Origin of the sequence: Nocardia sp. CA-128927 (assembly GCF_050955855.1) — a bacterium.
In the GTDB taxonomy this organism is placed as follows: Bacteria; Actinomycetota; Actinomycetes; order Mycobacteriales; family Mycobacteriaceae; genus Nocardia.
In genome coordinates this window covers 9769816-9785208 of the sequence record NZ_CP192087.1, presented here as the reverse complement: position 1 = coordinate 9785208, position 15393 = coordinate 9769816, and the positions used below count along the sequence as shown (strand labels likewise).

Below are 15393 nucleotides of genomic sequence, written 5' to 3'. Positions count from 1 at the left end.
TTGTGAACCTGCACGACTTTGCGCTGTTCTCCAGCGAATCGCGGACAGCTTCTGCTTCCCTTCCTACGGTTAGAGAGCATCTGTTCCCGAAGAGAGTGGATCCAATGAGGTATGCGCTCCGGACCGCGGCATTGCTCGTCGCGGCGGTGGCCTTGTCCCCCTTCCTTTCACCCTCGGCCGCCGCGACCCCGGTCGGCCCGGACGGCGGCCCGACCGGTGCGGCGTGGGCCGCGACCGAGGACGGCCCGCAGCAGTATCCGAACGTCTTCATCGAATGGGACGTGCCGATCACCATGAGCGACGGCACCGTGCTCAAGGGGAACGTCTATCACCCGGCCGATGCGGCGGGACAGCCGATTTCGGCGCCGACGCCGACCATCGTCAACATGACGCCCTACACCAAGCTGGGCTCGATGATCGCCGACAGCATGATCTCGGTGCCGTGGTTGTCGGACGCGGTGCTGCAGGTGGCGCGCGACATCGACCTGTCGGGTACGCCGTTTTCCGGCATCACCGATCTGACCAGGGCGCTCGGCGGTGGTCTGCTGCGCAACTTCACCGTGGACCGGCAGCTGATCAAGAGCGGGTACACCCAGGTCGTCGTCGATGTCCGGGGAACCGGCTTCTCGCAAGGCGATTGGGACCTGCTGCGTTATCGGGAACAGCAGGACACGGTCGAGGTGATCGACTGGACCGCGCGGCAGCCGTGGTCCACCGGGAACATCGGGATGAACGGCGTCTCGTACTCGGGACTGAATCAACTGCAAGTCGCCGCCAAGAACCCGCCCGCGCTGAAGGCGATCTTCCCGGTGGTGCCGAGCCGGAATCCGTTCCGCGACTTGGTCGCACCGGGTGGGGCAATCGGCGTGACCTTCATGCCCGCCTGGTTGCTCGCGGTCAACGGCGCCAAGCTGATGCCCGATCTCGCGTCGCTGGCCCGTGGGCAGTTCGACATGAAGTGGCTGACGGATCGGCTCGCCGACCCGTTCACCTTCGTCGACGCCCTGCTGAACGTCCTGATCACCCCGGAGATCGATCAGCTCGATCCCAAGGTGCAGGCGCTGCTGCAGGCGGACAGTCCGTTCCGGCAGTCGTGGGAGACCGACCCGAGCCGAATCACCGTGCCCACCTTCGTGACCGGCGGCTGGCACGACGTGTTCGTCAACTCGCAGGCCGACGTGTATCGGCAGATTCCGTTGCCGCCCGGGCAGAAACAGCTCTTCGTCGGCGACGGCTACCACATCAGCAATGGCAACGAGTCCGGCCGCCCCGGCCTGCCGCCGCGGATGGACGTGCTGCAGCGGGCCTGGTTCGACAAGTGGCTCAAGGGAATCGACAACGGCATCGACGAGTACGGCCCGGTGACGGTGCGCCAGCAGGGCGGCGGCTGGATCACCTCGCTGTCCTTCCCGCAGCCCGGCGTCGACTATCGGCGGATGTACCTGTCCGCCGCGCCGAGCGGGACCGCGACCAGCGTGCACGACGGTTCGCTGTTCGGCGGGCCGAGCCCGACCGTCGACCGACTCACCGTCGGGCCCGGGCTGACCGGGGTGTGTTCGCGGGACATGGCCCAGGAATCGGCGGGCGCGACGTCGATCATCGACGGTTGCAGCAAGGATTCGCGGATCCAGGAACTCGGCGGGCTGACGTTCACCAGCGCGCCGGTCGCCGAGCCGACCAGCATCTCGGGTCCGATCGCGGTCCGGCTCAACACAGTTCACGACGCGACCGACGGCTACTGGACCGTCACGGTGAATGACGTTGCCCCCGACGGGCAGTCGTCGGTGCTGTCCTCGGGCCAGTTGGTCTCCTCGTTGCGCGCCATCGACGAGGGCCGGAGCACCCGCCTGCCGAACGGCGACTACACCGAGCCGGTGCCCGACCTCTCGCTGGACACCAGGCTGCCCACCGTGCCGGGAGAGCCGACAGCGCTGGACATTTCGGTGCCGGGGATCGAAGCGGTGCTGCAACCGGGCCACCGGCTGCGGGTCGACGTCTACGCCGGTAACTTCCCGCGCGGTCTGCCGCCGATGCCCCTGCTCGTCGACAGCGGCCTGCGTCCGCAGCACCTGTTGCTCGACCAGAACCAGCCAAGTTTCGTGAATATCCCGCTACGCGGGAACCCGGGCTGGTAAACCGTAACCCGGTCTGAGCGTGCACTTATCGCGCATCAAAGCTCGAATTCGCGGGGTATGAGCGAATAGTGCATGCTCAGGCCGGGTTCTCTCATCGATCGACGACAGCGAACGCGGCCGCCACCGGCGGGAAGGCCGCTCGCGCGTCCTGCCCGGCGCTCCAGCGGCCGTCGTCTACCTGCTGCGCGAGGGACCGATGCGCCCCGGCGATCTACGCGCGGCCATCGGCGGGATCAGCCAGAAGATGCTGACGCAGACCCTGCGCCGGATGGAACGGATGACGCTGATCGAACGGCGCCGCTACGCCGAAGCACCGCCGCGCGTCGAATACGAGCTGACCGAGGCGGGCCGAGATCTGCTCCTTCCTATCTATGCGTTCGGCGACTGGGTCGACAAGCACGGCCGCGCGGTGGGCGAGGGGTTGGCGGGCCCGGACGCCGAAGACGACGGAAATCTTGCCTCGACCAGCACACACAACGATGTGGCTTAGACATACCGAACGGCACGTAAACGTAGGGCTAACAGCGTCAGAAGTGGCCATGACCTGCACGAAACATCGTGTACCCGGAGTTGGATACGTCCTACGCGACCGTACGATTCAAGTGTGAGTGTTCCGCAAGCCGTCCTACTGGCAGTCCTTGCGGCTGTCGTAGGGCTGGCAGTCGGCGGGCTACTTATCCCCTATATGAACGCCAGGCAGCAGGCCCGCAGGCAGGCGGATTCCGGCCTGACGATGTCGCAGGTGCTCGACCTGATCGTGCTCGCCTCCGAGAGCGGCATCGCGGTGGTCGACGAATACCGCGACGTGGTGCTGGTCAACCCGCGCGCCGAGGAACTCGGCCTGGTCCGCAACCGGCTGCTCGACGAGCGCGCCTGGGCCGCGGTGGAGAAGGTCTTGGCCACCGGCGAGTCCGCCGAGTTCGACCTGACCGCGAAGAACCCGGTGCCCGGCCGCGGCCGCATCGCCGTGCGCGGCGTTGCCCGCCAGCTATCCCGCGAGGACACCAACTTCACCGTGCTCTTCGCCGACGACGACTCCGAGCAGGCGCGGATGGAGGCCACCCGGCGCGACTTCGTCGCCAACGTCAGCCACGAGCTCAAAACGCCGGTCGGCGCGATGAGCCTGCTGGCCGAGGCGATGCTCGAATCCGCCGAAGATCCCGAGGCAGTGCGACATTTCGGACAGCGGGTACTCGGCGAATCCCGGCGCCTCGGCAAAATGGTGACGGAACTCATTGCGCTGTCCCGGCTGCAGGGCGCGGAGAAGCTGCCCGAGCTCGAGGTAGTCGACGTAGATACCGTCGTGATGCAGGCGGTGGACCGCTCGCGCACCGCCGCCGAGGCCGCCGGAATCACCGTCAGTACCGACCGACCAAGCGGGCTCGAAGTGCTCGGCGACGAAACGTTGCTGGTCACAGCCCTATCAAATCTGGTGGAGAACGCGATAGCGTACTCACCGGCCGGCTCCCATGTGTCGGTCAGCCGGTCATTACGTGGCGACCATGTCGCGATGGCCGTGACCGATCGAGGCATCGGCATCGCGAAGGAAGACCAAGAGCGGGTGTTCGAACGCTTCTTCCGATCGGATAAGGCCCGCTCGCGCGCCACCGGCGGTACCGGCCTCGGCCTGGCTATCGTCAAGCACGTGGCAGCCAACCACAACGGTGAGATCACCCTGTGGAGCAAGTTGGGCACCGGTTCGACGTTCACCCTGCGAATACCTGCCCACCACGAGGCCGACGGAGAAGAGGATTCCGCAGGCCCGACGGTGAGCATGAGAGAAACAAGCCCGCGCCCCTCGGGGCCGGGCCGACCCAATGGTGTGGAGGCACGCAGATGACGAGTGTGTTGATCGTCGAGGATGAGGAGTCGCTGGCCGATCCGCTCGCGTTCCTGCTGCGCAAGGAGGGTTTCGAAGTCACCGTTGTCGGTGACGGGCCATCCGCGCTCGCCGAGTTCGATCGGTCCGGTGCGGACATCGTGCTGCTAGATCTCATGCTGCCAGGCATGAGCGGCACGGACGTGTGCAAGCAGTTGCGCACCCGCAGCGGCGTGCCGGTGATCATGGTGACGGCAAGGGACAGCGAGATCGACAAGGTGGTCGGGCTGGAGCTCGGCGCCGACGACTACGTGACGAAGCCATACTCGGCGCGCGAGCTGATCGCGCGCATTCGGGCCGTGCTGCGCCGCGGCGCGGGCGACGAGTTGGACGGCACCAACGAGAGCGGCGTGCTGGAAGCGGGCCCCGTCCGGATGGACGTGGACCGCCACACCGTCCTGGTGAACGGCACGGCGGTTACGTTGCCGCTCAAGGAATTCGACCTGCTCGAATACCTGCTGCGCAACTCCGGCCGGGTGCTCACCCGCGGGCAGCTGATCGATCGCGTCTGGGGCGCCGACTACGTCGGTGACACCAAAACCCTTGACGTGCACGTGAAGCGGCTGCGCTCGAAGATCGAGGCGGATCCGGCCAAGCCGGAACATCTGGTCACGGTCCGCGGGCTGGGCTACAAACTAGAGGCGTGAGCTAAAAGCCTTCAGCGCGTTCACGACTGCCGACCTGGTCGGCAGTCGAGTGCTGCTTGCGTTCACGAATTCCGTTGTCGGGTAACGGCACGGCCCTATGACAAGACTACGGCCGAGGACGCTGCGATGTCCTCGGCCGTAGTTTGCTGTCTGCGTATTTAGGGCAGGTAGGTCCACGTCGGGCCCACACCGGGAACGTCCATCTTGCGCAACGAGATCCAGCCCAGGTCGTCTTCCTGCATGCAGTCGTACACGTCGGCCGCACTGGTGCCGCGGCACGCGATGGTGCGCGAGGTGCCGTACGGGCTCATGATCAGGTTCTTGCCCGCCGCCGAGGCGTTCACGGCGTCGGGGGTGTTGGCGGGCATGAAGTCCGCGGTGAAATCGGCGTACTTGGCCGGGTCACCGTTCGGTTCGGCGTTGGCGACAGCGGGAAGACAGAGTGCGGCGCCGAGTGCGACGGCGGCCAGGGTCAAAACTTTCTTGGACATGACCGCACATCAAACCGCAAACGGGTGAAGATCGCATGCCTTCCAGGTGAACGGGGTGCAAGCTCGCATTCCGAGGGCCTCACGCGGTCGCGCTGTCGGCGCTGTCGCGCATCCGGTCCGCGTGCACCGTCGCCGGGTGAATCGCGATGAGCCCGAGCCCTTGCCGACGCTTGCAGTGCCTGGCGAGTTCGTCGTAGGCGGGCGCGCCGAGCAGTTCCTTCAGTTCCGGGCCGTAGGACTGCCACACCGGACGCGTGCCGACGTGGGCGTCCGGCGAGCCGGAGCAGTACCAGTCCAGGTCCTCGCCGCCGGGACCCCAGCCGCGCCGGTCGTACTCGGTGACCGTGGTGCGCAGGATCTGTACGCCGTCGGGCCGGTCCACCCACTCCTGGGTGCGCCGGATCGGCAACTGCCAGCACACGTCCGGCTTCACCTCCAGCGGCTCGATGCCGCGGCGCAGCGCCATGCTGTGCAGCGAACAGCCCACGCCGCCCGCGAAGCCGGGCCGGTTGAGGAAGATGCAGGCACCGTCGAAGCGGCGGGTGCGCAGTGCGGGCTCGTCCTCCAGCTCGTCGAGCTCGAGGTAACCCTTCTTGACGACCTTGCCGGTCGCGTCCTGCGCCTCACCCATGAGCTGCCAGTCCTCGGGTGTGAGCATTTTCACAGCACTCTGTAGCCGCTTGCGATCGTCCTTGTCGGAGAGGAACGCGCCGTGCGAGCAGCAGCCGTCATCGGGCCGTTCGGCGATGATGCCCTGGCATGCCGGAGTGCCGAAGACGCACGTCCAGCTGGACAGTAGCCAGGTCAGATCGGCGACGATTAGATGCTCGTCGTTTGCTGGATCGACGAACTCGATCCACTCGCGGGGGAAATCCATATCGACCTCGGGACTCGGATCGATCTTCCCCGCTGGTCGGGGCCGGGTCTGGCCGCTGTTTGATGCGCCTACCGTCACACCTCGGAACGCTAACAGTTCAGTCGCTTAACCTATAGGACCGGATCACCCAGTACCGTGTTCATGTGCGGCTTGGGGTACTCGATGTCGGAAGCAATACCGTCCACCTGCTGGTGGTGGACGCGCATCGGGGTGGTCACCCCATGCCGATGAGCTCGACCAAGGCCACTTTACGGCTGTCGGAAAACATCGATGACGAGGGCCGGATCACCGAGGCGGGTGCGCAGCGGCTGATCGCCACCGTCGCCGAATTCGCCAGCATCGCCGAGACTTCCAAGTGCGTCGAGCTGATGCCGTTCGCCACCTCCGCGCTGCGCGAGGCGACCAATTCCGAGGATGTGCTCGCGCGTGTTCGCGCGCAGACCGGCGTCGCGCTGCAGGTGCTCTCCGGGGTCGACGAGGCGCGGCTGACCTTCCTCGCGGTGCGCCGCTGGTTCGGCTGGAGCGCGGGCCGCATCCTCAATCTGGACATCGGCGGCGGCTCGCTGGAGATGACAAGCGGTGGTGACGAGGAACCCGATCTCGCGCTGTCGCTGCAACTCGGTGCCGGACGGTTGACCAGAGAGTGGCTGAAGGAGGATCCGCCGGGCAAGCGCCGCGTCAACGTGCTGCGCGACTGGCTCGACGCGGAGCTCGCGCTGCCGTCGAAACAGCTGCTCGATATGGGTAAACCCGATCTGGCCGTCGGCACCTCGAAGACCTTCCGCTCGCTGGCCAGGCTGACCGGAGCGGCACCCTCGGCGGCGGGCCCGCGGGTGCGTCGTACACTCACCAGCTCAGGTCTGCGCCAACTGATTGCGTTCATCTCGCGGATGACGGCGGCCGACCGGGCAGAATTGGAAGGCGTAAGTTCCGATCGGTCACAGCAATTGGTGGCTGGCGCATTGGTCGCGGAGGCGAGTATGCGGGCACTATCGCTGGAATCCCTGGAGATTTGTCCCTGGGCGCTGCGAGAAGGACTGATCCTGCGCAAACTGGATACCGACATGAACGGCGGACCTCGAGCGACACCACTGCCGGGCCCGGCGGCCAATAGCGGCCGCCAGCTGCCCGGCGACGCTGCCGCGCTACCGAGGCCGATAGGAACGGTGTCGTCATGAGTGAGCGAAGCGAACGAATCGTGTCACAGCGTGCTTCGCGCGTGACGGAGCCGAGCGCTAGCGAGGCGGAGTCATGAGTGAGCGAAACGAGTCGTCGCGTATTTTGCGCGTGACCCGAGAAAGCGCCGGTGAGGTGCGGTTATGAGCGACGACTCCAAACAGCTGTCGGTCGCCGAGCTACTGGCCCGAAACGGCCAGCAGGGCGGGTCGTCCGCGGGCGCTGGCCGACGCCGCCGCGGTGGCCGCGGCATCTCGGTGGCCGAACTGACCGGTGACATGCCCGCCATCGGCAGCGGTCAGTCGTCACACGCCGCACCCGACGACGCGCCGGACGAGCCGGCCTACGAACCACCGGCCTACGAACCGCCCGCACCGGAACCTGTCTCATACGCGCCACCCGCGCCGGACCCCGCGGCGTATTCGCCGATGTCCGGCCCGATCTCGATGTACGACCCGCTAGCCCAGTACGCCCAGCCCGAGCCGCAGGCCGATCCGTTGCCCGGCCGATCGAACCGGGTGATGCCGGGCCGGGAGATGCCGGACTCGCGCTACAGCCCGCCCGCCGATCCGCTCTCGGCGCGGACGCCGATGGCTGACCTGTACGCCCCGTCGCCCAACCCGTACGCGCCGTCGCCGAATCCCTACGCTCCCTCGCCCAATCCGTACGCGAGCGATCCGGTGCCCGACGAGGCCCCGCTGCCACGTTCCGGACGACGCCGCAGGCACGACGAGCACGACGACGACACCACCGAGGTACGCCCGCTCCGTGATGTCGGTCGCGGGGGAGCGAGCGCCGCGCCGCCGGATCGCAATGGATCGGGCCGCAACGGAATCACCGGCGGCCGAGCCGCCCGGCGCCGCGCGGCCGAGGCCGAAGCGGAAGAGAACGCACCGTCGACCGCGGCGTGGTCGCCATCCGCCACGGACTACGACGCCGAACCCGCTCCGCTACCGGAATCCAGAGCCGCGGCGCCATGGTCGCCGACGCCCGAACCGCCGCCGAGATCCCCGCAGCGCAACGGCGCCGCCGAGGGCGCCCTGCCCGCCTGGTCGGCACGAAGACGCAAACCTGATGCGCCGCAACGCAATGCCGCGCCACCCGAAGCCGAGGGCATCTCCACCGCCGCGTGGTCGCTGGCCAGCCAGGACCAGCAGCTCGTCTCCGGCCAGACAGTGGCGGGCGATCTGCTCCGGGACGGTGTCGAGCGGGCCGAACGCGCCGATGCCGAACGTGCGGCGGACCGCGCGGGCGGCCGGGGCAAGCGCGGACGCGCGAAACGCGACCCGGTCGACGAGCTCGAGATGTACGACGGCAAGACCGATTTCTTCGAGCCCGTCGACCTGGACGACGAGCATGACGAACTCGATGACTTCGACGAGGACGAGGAGTCCGACCGCGCGGTATCGCCGCGCCGCTCGGCCCGGGCGGCCAAGAAGGCCGAATACGACGCCAACCGCCGCCAGTGGATGATCCTCGGCGGGCAGAGCACCGGCGCGGCCGTCGTCGGCATGTTGCTGTTCAAGGGTTTCGAGCGGATGTGGGAGATGCTCCCCTGGGTGGCGCTGGCCCTGGCGATGATCGTGATCCTCGGACTGGTGGCTCTGGTGCGGATTCTGCGCCGGACCGACGACGTGCTCAGCACTGTGATCGCGGTCGTCGTAGGCGTCTTCGTCACGCTGGGACCGCTAGCCTTTCTTCTCAGTACGAACTGAGGCAGGGAGCGGCTGTGGGGAAAACCGGACAGGCGGACGAGACCAGGGTGCGTCATGCCCCCGACGCGGAGGTACGGCCCGCCGCCGGCTCACCCGACGAGTCCGACGGTGCGCCGGATCGGCGGCAGATCCTGGTCGGGCTCTCCACGGCGTCGGTGTATCCGCAGAACACCGAGGCGGCGTTCCGGTACGCGGCCGAACTCGGTTACGACGGCATCGAATTGATGGTCTGGGCCGAACCGGCCAGTCAGAGCATCGCCACCGTGCAGGGTTACGCCCGCAAGTACGACGTGCCGGTGATCGCCATCCACGCGCCGTGCCTGCTCATCTCGCAGCGCGTGTGGGGCTCGGATCCGGTCGCCAAGCTCGAGCGCAGCGTGCGCACCGCCGAGGCACTCGGCGCCCGCACCGTCGTCGTGCATCCGCCGTTCCGCTGGCAGCGCCGCTATGCCGAGAACTTCGCCGACCAGGTGGCCGAGCTGGAGGAACACAGCCACGTTGTCGTCGCGGTGGAAAACATGTTCCCGATGCGGGCCGACACCCTGTTCGGGCGCGGTGAACGCGCGGTGAAGCGGCTCGAGCGCCGCGGCGGACCCGGCATCGGGCTCACCGCGTTCAGCCCGTCCTATGACCCGACCGACACCGGCTTCGAGCACTACACCCTCGACCTGTCGCACACCGCGACCGCGGGCGCGGACCCGTTGGCGCTGGCCGCCCGGATGGGTCAGGGCCTGGCCCACCTGCATCTGGCCGATGGCCGCGGCGCCGCGCACGACGAGCATCTCGTGCCTGGTGAAGGCACCCAGCCGTGCGTCGAAGTGTGTGACACCTTGGTCCGCAATGGTTTTGCCGGTCAGGCGGTCGCCGAGATCAATACCCAGAACGCGCGGACGACTCAGGATCGCGCGGCCATGCTGCACCGCACTCTCGCGTTCGCCCGGCTGCACCTCAACGGCCAAACCGCACCGGCGCCGACCTCGGCTCATCACGCCTGACGCGAAAGTTTCTGTGTCACAAGCATATTGATAGCCCGGCACCTCGCTGAACGCGAAAAGCTATCGACCGCAATTAGTTTGCGGACACGCACGATCTGTCGCCGAGTCGCAGCGGCGCCAATGCGGCCCGCGGCCGTGGTGAACCGGTGTGATGCATATCGCGTACTCCCGACCGATGGGAATGCGCCCTTCGCGCCGCTTCGTTCTACGCTGTACGAACGCCGCGTACCAGCCACCCTGATCGCCGACGCGCGGCCGGTGGACGACAGGAGTGACGATGACGACGGAGCTGGACCTAGCACAGGTCACCGAGACTGATGCCCCGTTCAGCCGGGTGCTCGCGCTGACCGAGCTGCCCGCGACCACCCCCGACACCGGTCGCTACCTGGGCCACATCGGCAAGACCTGGACGATCGGCAAGAAGGTGCACGGCGGCACCATGGTCGCGACCAGCGCGGCGGCCGGCCTGAAGTGGCTGCGCGCCGCCGACCCGGCCCTGGCCGGCTTCGCGCCGATCGCCGCCAGCTCCGACTTCCTCGGCGCGCCCGATCCCGGCGACGTCGAATACGAGGTGCACATCCGCAAGATTGGCCGCCAGATCTGCCTGGCCGACGCGAACCTGATCCAGAACGGCCGCACGCTGGTGCGCACCGCGCTGACCTTCGGCCACCTCGACGACGCCGAGCCGCGGTTCGCCCGCGAGTACGACGACATGCCCGTCGAACCACCCGCCGACGCGGTCGGCTACGAGCCGGGCTCGCCGATGGGCCGGGTCGTGCACGTCGGCCAGTCCGCCGAGCTCTACCTGGATCGCGAGTGGGGCCGCTTCCTCGACGGCGAAACGGCCGAGCCGCGCCTGCGCCTGTGGATGCGCCCGCGCGCCGCCGACCAGCAGGACCCGGAGGTCGCGATGTTCTTCGCGATGATGGGTGCGGACATGAGCCCGCCGGTCCCGTTCAACCTCGGCCACTTCGGCTGGGCCCCCACCGTCCAGATGGCCACCTACCTGCGCCGCAAGCCAGCCCCCGGCTGGCTGCGCATCATCGCGACCACCCATGAGGTCGGCGCCCGCATGTTCGACGAGGACCAGCTCGTACTGGACTCGACCGGTGCGGTCGTCGCCCAGAGCCGTCAGCTGGCATTGATCCCTCAGGGTTGATGACTGACCTTCCCTCGCTCGTAAACGCGATAACTGATTTCGTGAGCACATGGGTAACTCGCCGGGTACGCAAAAACATGCGTGGCACTCGACGCAGGACCGGCACGAAGCTCACGTGGCACTCGACTAGTACGGCCGAAGTCCTCGGAGAGGCGGGACAGCCTAGGCTTTTCCTCCATGACGAGAATTGCGGTTATCGGTGGCGGACGCATTGGGGAGGCGTTGATTGCGGGCCTGCTCGAGTCGGGGCGGCTGGCGAAGGACCTGGTTGTCGTCGAGACCTTTCCGGAGCGCGGCGCGCAGATCGCCGAGCGGTTCGGCGTGCGCGTGACCGATTCGGTGGCCGATGCCGCGGTCGGCGCGGATCTCTTGGTCGTCGCGGTCAAGCCCGCTGACGTGGACGCGGTGATGACCGCGCTGGGCAAGGCCGCGCTCAGCGACAACGCGAGCGTCGGCAACGATCGCGACCAGATCCTGGTTTCGCTGGCCGCCGGTGTGCCGACTGCGCGACTGGAGGCGAAGTTGCCCGCCGGTTTCCCGGTGGTGCGGGTGATGCCGAATACCCCGATGCTGGTCGGTCAGGGCATGAGCGTCATCGCACCGGGCAGGCACGCGCGGCCGCCGCAGCTCGAGCTGGTGACCGAGGTGCTCGGCGCGGTCGGCAAGGTGGTGACCGTCGCGGAGGGGCAGATGGACGCGGTCACCGCGGTCTCCGGCTCCGGGCCCGCCTACTTCTTCCTGATCGTCGAGGCCATGGTGGACGCGGGCGTCGGCCTCGGGCTGACCCGCGAGGTGGCCACCGAGCTGGTGGTGCAGACGATGGTCGGCTCCGCGGCCTTGCTCGTCGAGTCCGATCAGAGCGCGGCGGAGCTGCGCGCCGCGGTCACCTCACCGGCGGGCACCACGGCCGCGGCGGTGCGCGAGCTCGAGCGTGGCGGGGTCCGTTCGGCCTTCCTGGAGGCCCTGCACGCCGCGAAGAAGCGCTCCGCCGAACAAGGTGGCACGAGCGAGGGCGCCGGAGTCGGCAGCGCGACGTGACCGCTCGGCCCGGGCGGCCGACACCGGTATCCGTCGATCGGGGGCGGCGATGCGCCTCCTGGACACCCCTCGTTCGGAAGCACGCAACCGGTCGGTTCCCAATGGGAAAAGCCGATTTCTCACTCCCGTCGCAGTAACACCACTGGTCCCGCTAAGCTTCAAGCAGCACGTGCGTGTCTGTTCCGCCGGTGGGGAAGCCGGCGGCGCGGGCGTGCCGGAGGTCAATGGTGCAATGATGTCTAACAAGATGTCTGCAAGTAGCTCAGGAAGTTCGAGTGGCTCAGGTCCCTCAGGCGCCCGGGCTGGTTCCCGGACGCAAGGTGGTTCCGGGTCGCAGGGTCAACCCATGCTCGGCGGCACTCAGTTCCTCACGGTCGCCGAGGTGGCGAGCCTGATGCGAGTGTCCAAGATGACGGTGTACCGGCTAGTGCATTCCGGTGAGTTGCCCGCGGTGCGGGTGGGTCGTTCGTTCCGGGTGCACGCCAAGGCGGTGCACGACTATCTGGAGACGTCCTACTTCGACGCCGGATGAACGCCTGATCCATCCGCGCTCCACCGAGCGCGGGACGCCGACGGATCTGGTCCGGCGGCGTTGGATCAGGCGGTTTCGAAGCTAGCCGGGCGTGCCGGTACGATGGACCCTCGGTTCGTGTTCGCCCGCCGGTGGCATCACTTGTGGTGTCCGGTGGTACCCGGCGGCGCGGACACTGGACGTGAGGCTTGCCGAACGACCGGTCAGTTGGCGTACGTGTGTAGCGTGCGCGCCGAGTAGAGAGAACGCGAGGAACAACCCTATGGGTTCTGTGATCAAGAAGCGCCGCAAGCGCATGTCGAAGAAGAAGCACCGCAAGCTGCTTCGCCGCACACGTGTGCAGCGGCGCAAACTCGGCAAGTAAGCGCTGCGCGTTAGCTCGGAGGCCCGTCATCGTGAGATGGCGGGCCTTTTTGTTTGAAATACCGAATTTTAAAACCACGGCGTGTTTCAGGTGACTGAAGTCATCGTTAGAACCTGGTAAATACCAACGGAACCCGTGAACGCAGCGGCTACCCTAGGAACCGGGGAATAAATCAATTGGGGGCTTGCCAAGGTGGGATGCGGTGCCGGTGGGTTCTGACGCTCGAGACGGACGCACGCCGAAAGTCGTGTTGGTGACCGGGGCAAGTCGCTTCTTCGGCGGCAACGTGGTCGCGCGTCTCGCCCAGGACCCCGACATCGACCGCATCATCGCCGTCGACACGATGACCCCGAGCCGAGAGTTGCAGCGGCGCATGGGCCGTGCCGAATTCGTGCGCGCCGACATTCGAAATCCGTTGATCCGTAAGGTGATCGATGGTGGCGCGGTGGATACCGTGGTGCACGCCGCGGTGCTGGCCAGGCCGCCGGCCGGGGCCGGGCGCGCGGTGATGAAGGACCTCAACGTGCTCGGCGCGATGCAGTTGTTCGCGGTCTGCCAGAAGGCGCCGACGGTACGCAGCGTCGTCGTGCGATCGTCGTCGGCGGTGTACGGATGCAGCGCGAAGGACCCCGCGAAATTCACCGAGGAAATGAGTGCGCGCACCCCGCCACGTGGTGAGTTCGCGCGCGACATGATCGACATCGAAGGTTTCCTGCGCGGACTCGCGCGGCGGCGCCCGGATATCGCCACGGCCATTTTGCGTTTCGCACCGATCGTCGGACCGCGGTTGGCCAGCCGTGGCGTGCAATACCTTCGCTCGCCGATCACGCCGACGGTGTTCGGCCGCGACGCGCGGCTGCAGCTACTACACGAGGAGGACGCGGTCGCGGCGCTGGCGCACGCCGCGCTGACCGCCCGCGCGGGCACCTACAACATCGCCGGTGACGGCGCGCTCGCCCTGTCGCAGGCGGTGCGGCGAGCGGGCCGCCTCGAACTGCCGGTGCCGTTCGCGTTGTTCCGGACGGCGGGCCGGGTGCTGATGGGCCCGGTCATGCGCGAATTCTCCGGCGAACAGCTCGACTACTTCCATTTCGGTTGTGGCCTGGACACCACCCGGATGCGGGCCGAACTCGGGTTCGTACCGCGCTGGACGACGATGCAGGCCTTCGACGACTTCATCGGGGGCGCAGCGTTGCGGCCCGTAATCGATCCCGCGTGGATCGATGCCGCAGAAAACAAACTGCTCGGCCTGCTCGGGGCCGGTACGGGAGCACAGCAATGAGCGACGTAGCGAAAGTCATCCAACTCCACGACATGCAAGACGAGGCGCGCCCGCGGCCGACCGGCCGGCGCTGGCCGGAGCATGCGCAGGGCGAAGCGCCCAGTCAGGTGACCTCGCTGACCGAGCGATTGGCCGCCACCGAACCCGCTGCGTCGCAGTCACTGTCGGACCTGGTGCGCGGCGCGCTCGGCAAGCAGATCGGCAAGACCGCCGACTTCGCCCGTCGCCGGATCACCGGCGACTACCAGGTGGACGAGTTCGGTTTCGACGAGCACCTGCTCGAGTCGGTCATCCTGCCCGCGCTGCGGCCGATGTCGGAGCTGTGGTTCCGGGTGCAGGTCAGCGGAATAGAGAACATTCCCGAGGTGGGTGGCGCGCTGATCGTGGCCAACCACGCGGGCACCATTCCGCTGGACGGGCTGATGTTGCAGCTGGCCGTGCACGACGAGCACCCGAAACAGCGGGCGCTTCGGCTGCTGGCCGCCGACCTGATCTTCGAAACCCCGCTGCTCGGTGCGCTGGCTCGCAAGGCGGGCCACACCCTGGCCTGCCGCGAGGACGCCGAACGATTGCTGCGCTCCGGCGAACTCACCGGCGTCTTCCCGGAGGGCTTCAAGGGGGTCGGCAAGCAGTTCGCCGACCGCTACAAGCTGCAGCGGTTCGGCCGCGGCGGTTTCGTGGCCGCGGCGGTGCGCACCGGCGTGCCGATCATCCCGTGCTCCATCGTCGGTTCCGAGGAGATCTACCCGAAGCTGGCCGACCTGCAACCCCTGGCCCGGCTGCTCGGCCTGCCGTACTTCCCGGTGACGCCGCTGTTCCCGCTGCTCGGCCCGCTCGGCGCGCTGCCGCTGCCGTCGAAGTGGTACATCGAATTCGGTACCCCGATCCCGACCACCGGCTACGAGCCGGAGGCGGCCGACGACCCGATGACCATGTTCGAGGTCACCGACCAGGTTCGCGAGACCATCCAGTCGACGCTCTACAAGCTGCTCACCAAGCGCCGCAACCCTTTTACGGGCTGACCCGTCCGTAGGACTTCAGCGAACGGAGTACCCCGACACCTGCCGCAGCCAACCCGTCGTCCCGGCGAGCGCCGGGCACCA

The 15393-nt window shown here is 67.5% G+C and carries 15 protein-coding genes; 13 read left to right on the top strand and 2 right to left on the bottom strand.

Going from position 1 to position 15393, the window contains the following annotated elements; all coding sequences use genetic code 11:
• Positions 1–104 precede the first annotated feature (104 nt).
• From ACQPW1_RS45365 to ACQPW1_RS45350, 4 genes are all read left to right on the top strand, one after another.
• A complete protein-coding gene (locus ACQPW1_RS45365; protein ID WP_433659859.1) occupies positions 105–2135 on the top strand; it encodes a CocE/NonD family hydrolase in 2031 nt (676 codons plus the stop codon).
• Between the two features lie 97 nt (positions 2136–2232).
• Positions 2233–2625: a winged helix-turn-helix transcriptional regulator gene (locus ACQPW1_RS45360; protein WP_433665528.1), complete on the top strand. Its 393-nt coding sequence runs from the start codon at positions 2233–2235 to the stop codon at positions 2623–2625.
• Between the two features lie 114 nt (positions 2626–2739).
• A complete protein-coding gene (locus ACQPW1_RS45355; protein WP_135233643.1) occupies positions 2740–3975 on the top strand; it encodes a sensor histidine kinase in 1236 nt (411 codons plus the stop codon).
• Positions 3972–4661, top strand: coding sequence for a response regulator (locus tag ACQPW1_RS45350; RefSeq protein ID WP_433659857.1), 690 nt, complete (start codon positions 3972–3974; stop codon positions 4659–4661). Before ACQPW1_RS45355 ends, ACQPW1_RS45350 begins: the two co-directional genes overlap by 4 nt.
• 158 nt (positions 4662–4819) lie before the next feature.
• Here ACQPW1_RS45350 and ACQPW1_RS45345 read toward each other — a convergent pair whose 3' ends face one another.
• Positions 4820–5152: a hypothetical protein gene (locus tag ACQPW1_RS45345; protein WP_433659855.1), complete on the bottom strand. Its 333-nt coding sequence runs from the start codon at positions 5150–5152 to the stop codon at positions 4820–4822.
• Between the two features lie 79 nt (positions 5153–5231).
• Complete coding sequence (locus ACQPW1_RS45340) at positions 5232–6029, bottom strand: hypothetical protein (protein WP_433659853.1); 798 nt, start codon at positions 6027–6029, stop codon at positions 5232–5234.
• Between the two features lie 143 nt (positions 6030–6172).
• Here ACQPW1_RS45340 and ACQPW1_RS45335 point away from each other — a divergent pair, with 143 nt between their 5' ends.
• From ACQPW1_RS45335 to ACQPW1_RS45295, 9 genes are all read left to right on the top strand, one after another.
• A complete protein-coding gene (locus ACQPW1_RS45335) occupies positions 6173–7207 on the top strand; it encodes a hypothetical protein (RefSeq protein ID WP_433659851.1) in 1035 nt (344 codons plus the stop codon).
• A gap of 141 nt (positions 7208–7348) precedes the next feature.
• On the top strand, positions 7349–8920 hold the full coding sequence (locus ACQPW1_RS45330; RefSeq protein WP_433659849.1) for a hypothetical protein: 1572 nt from the start codon (positions 7349–7351) through the stop codon (positions 8918–8920).
• A 128-nt stretch (positions 8921–9048) separates the two neighbouring features.
• Entirely contained in the window at positions 9049–9915 is an 867-nt protein-coding gene (locus ACQPW1_RS45325) for a sugar phosphate isomerase/epimerase family protein (RefSeq protein ID WP_433665527.1), read from the top strand.
• Between the two features lie 277 nt (positions 9916–10192).
• Complete coding sequence (locus tag ACQPW1_RS45320) at positions 10193–11074, top strand: thioesterase family protein (protein WP_433659847.1); 882 nt, start codon at positions 10193–10195, stop codon at positions 11072–11074.
• Between the two features lie 177 nt (positions 11075–11251).
• Positions 11252–12112 carry a pyrroline-5-carboxylate reductase gene (proC, locus tag ACQPW1_RS45315; protein WP_433659845.1) on the top strand — a complete coding sequence of 287 codons (861 nt, stop codon included), beginning with the start codon at positions 11252–11254 and terminating at the stop codon, positions 12110–12112.
• A 247-nt stretch (positions 12113–12359) separates the two neighbouring features.
• Complete coding sequence (locus tag ACQPW1_RS45310) at positions 12360–12644, top strand: helix-turn-helix domain-containing protein (RefSeq protein WP_370465384.1); 285 nt, start codon at positions 12360–12362, stop codon at positions 12642–12644.
• Between the two features lie 262 nt (positions 12645–12906).
• Entirely contained in the window at positions 12907–13008 is a 102-nt protein-coding gene (locus ACQPW1_RS45305; RefSeq protein ID WP_003402602.1) for a 30S ribosomal protein bS22, read from the top strand.
• A 247-nt stretch (positions 13009–13255) separates the two neighbouring features.
• Complete coding sequence (locus tag ACQPW1_RS45300; RefSeq protein ID WP_433665526.1) at positions 13256–14290, top strand: NAD-dependent epimerase/dehydratase family protein; 1035 nt, start codon at positions 13256–13258, stop codon at positions 14288–14290.
• Positions 14287–15312 (top strand): lysophospholipid acyltransferase family protein, encoded by a 1026-nt coding sequence (locus tag ACQPW1_RS45295; RefSeq protein ID WP_433659843.1) that lies wholly within the window; start codon positions 14287–14289, stop codon positions 15310–15312. The genes ACQPW1_RS45300 and ACQPW1_RS45295 overlap by 4 nt, the downstream gene beginning before the upstream one ends.
• Positions 15313–15393 lie beyond the last annotated feature (81 nt).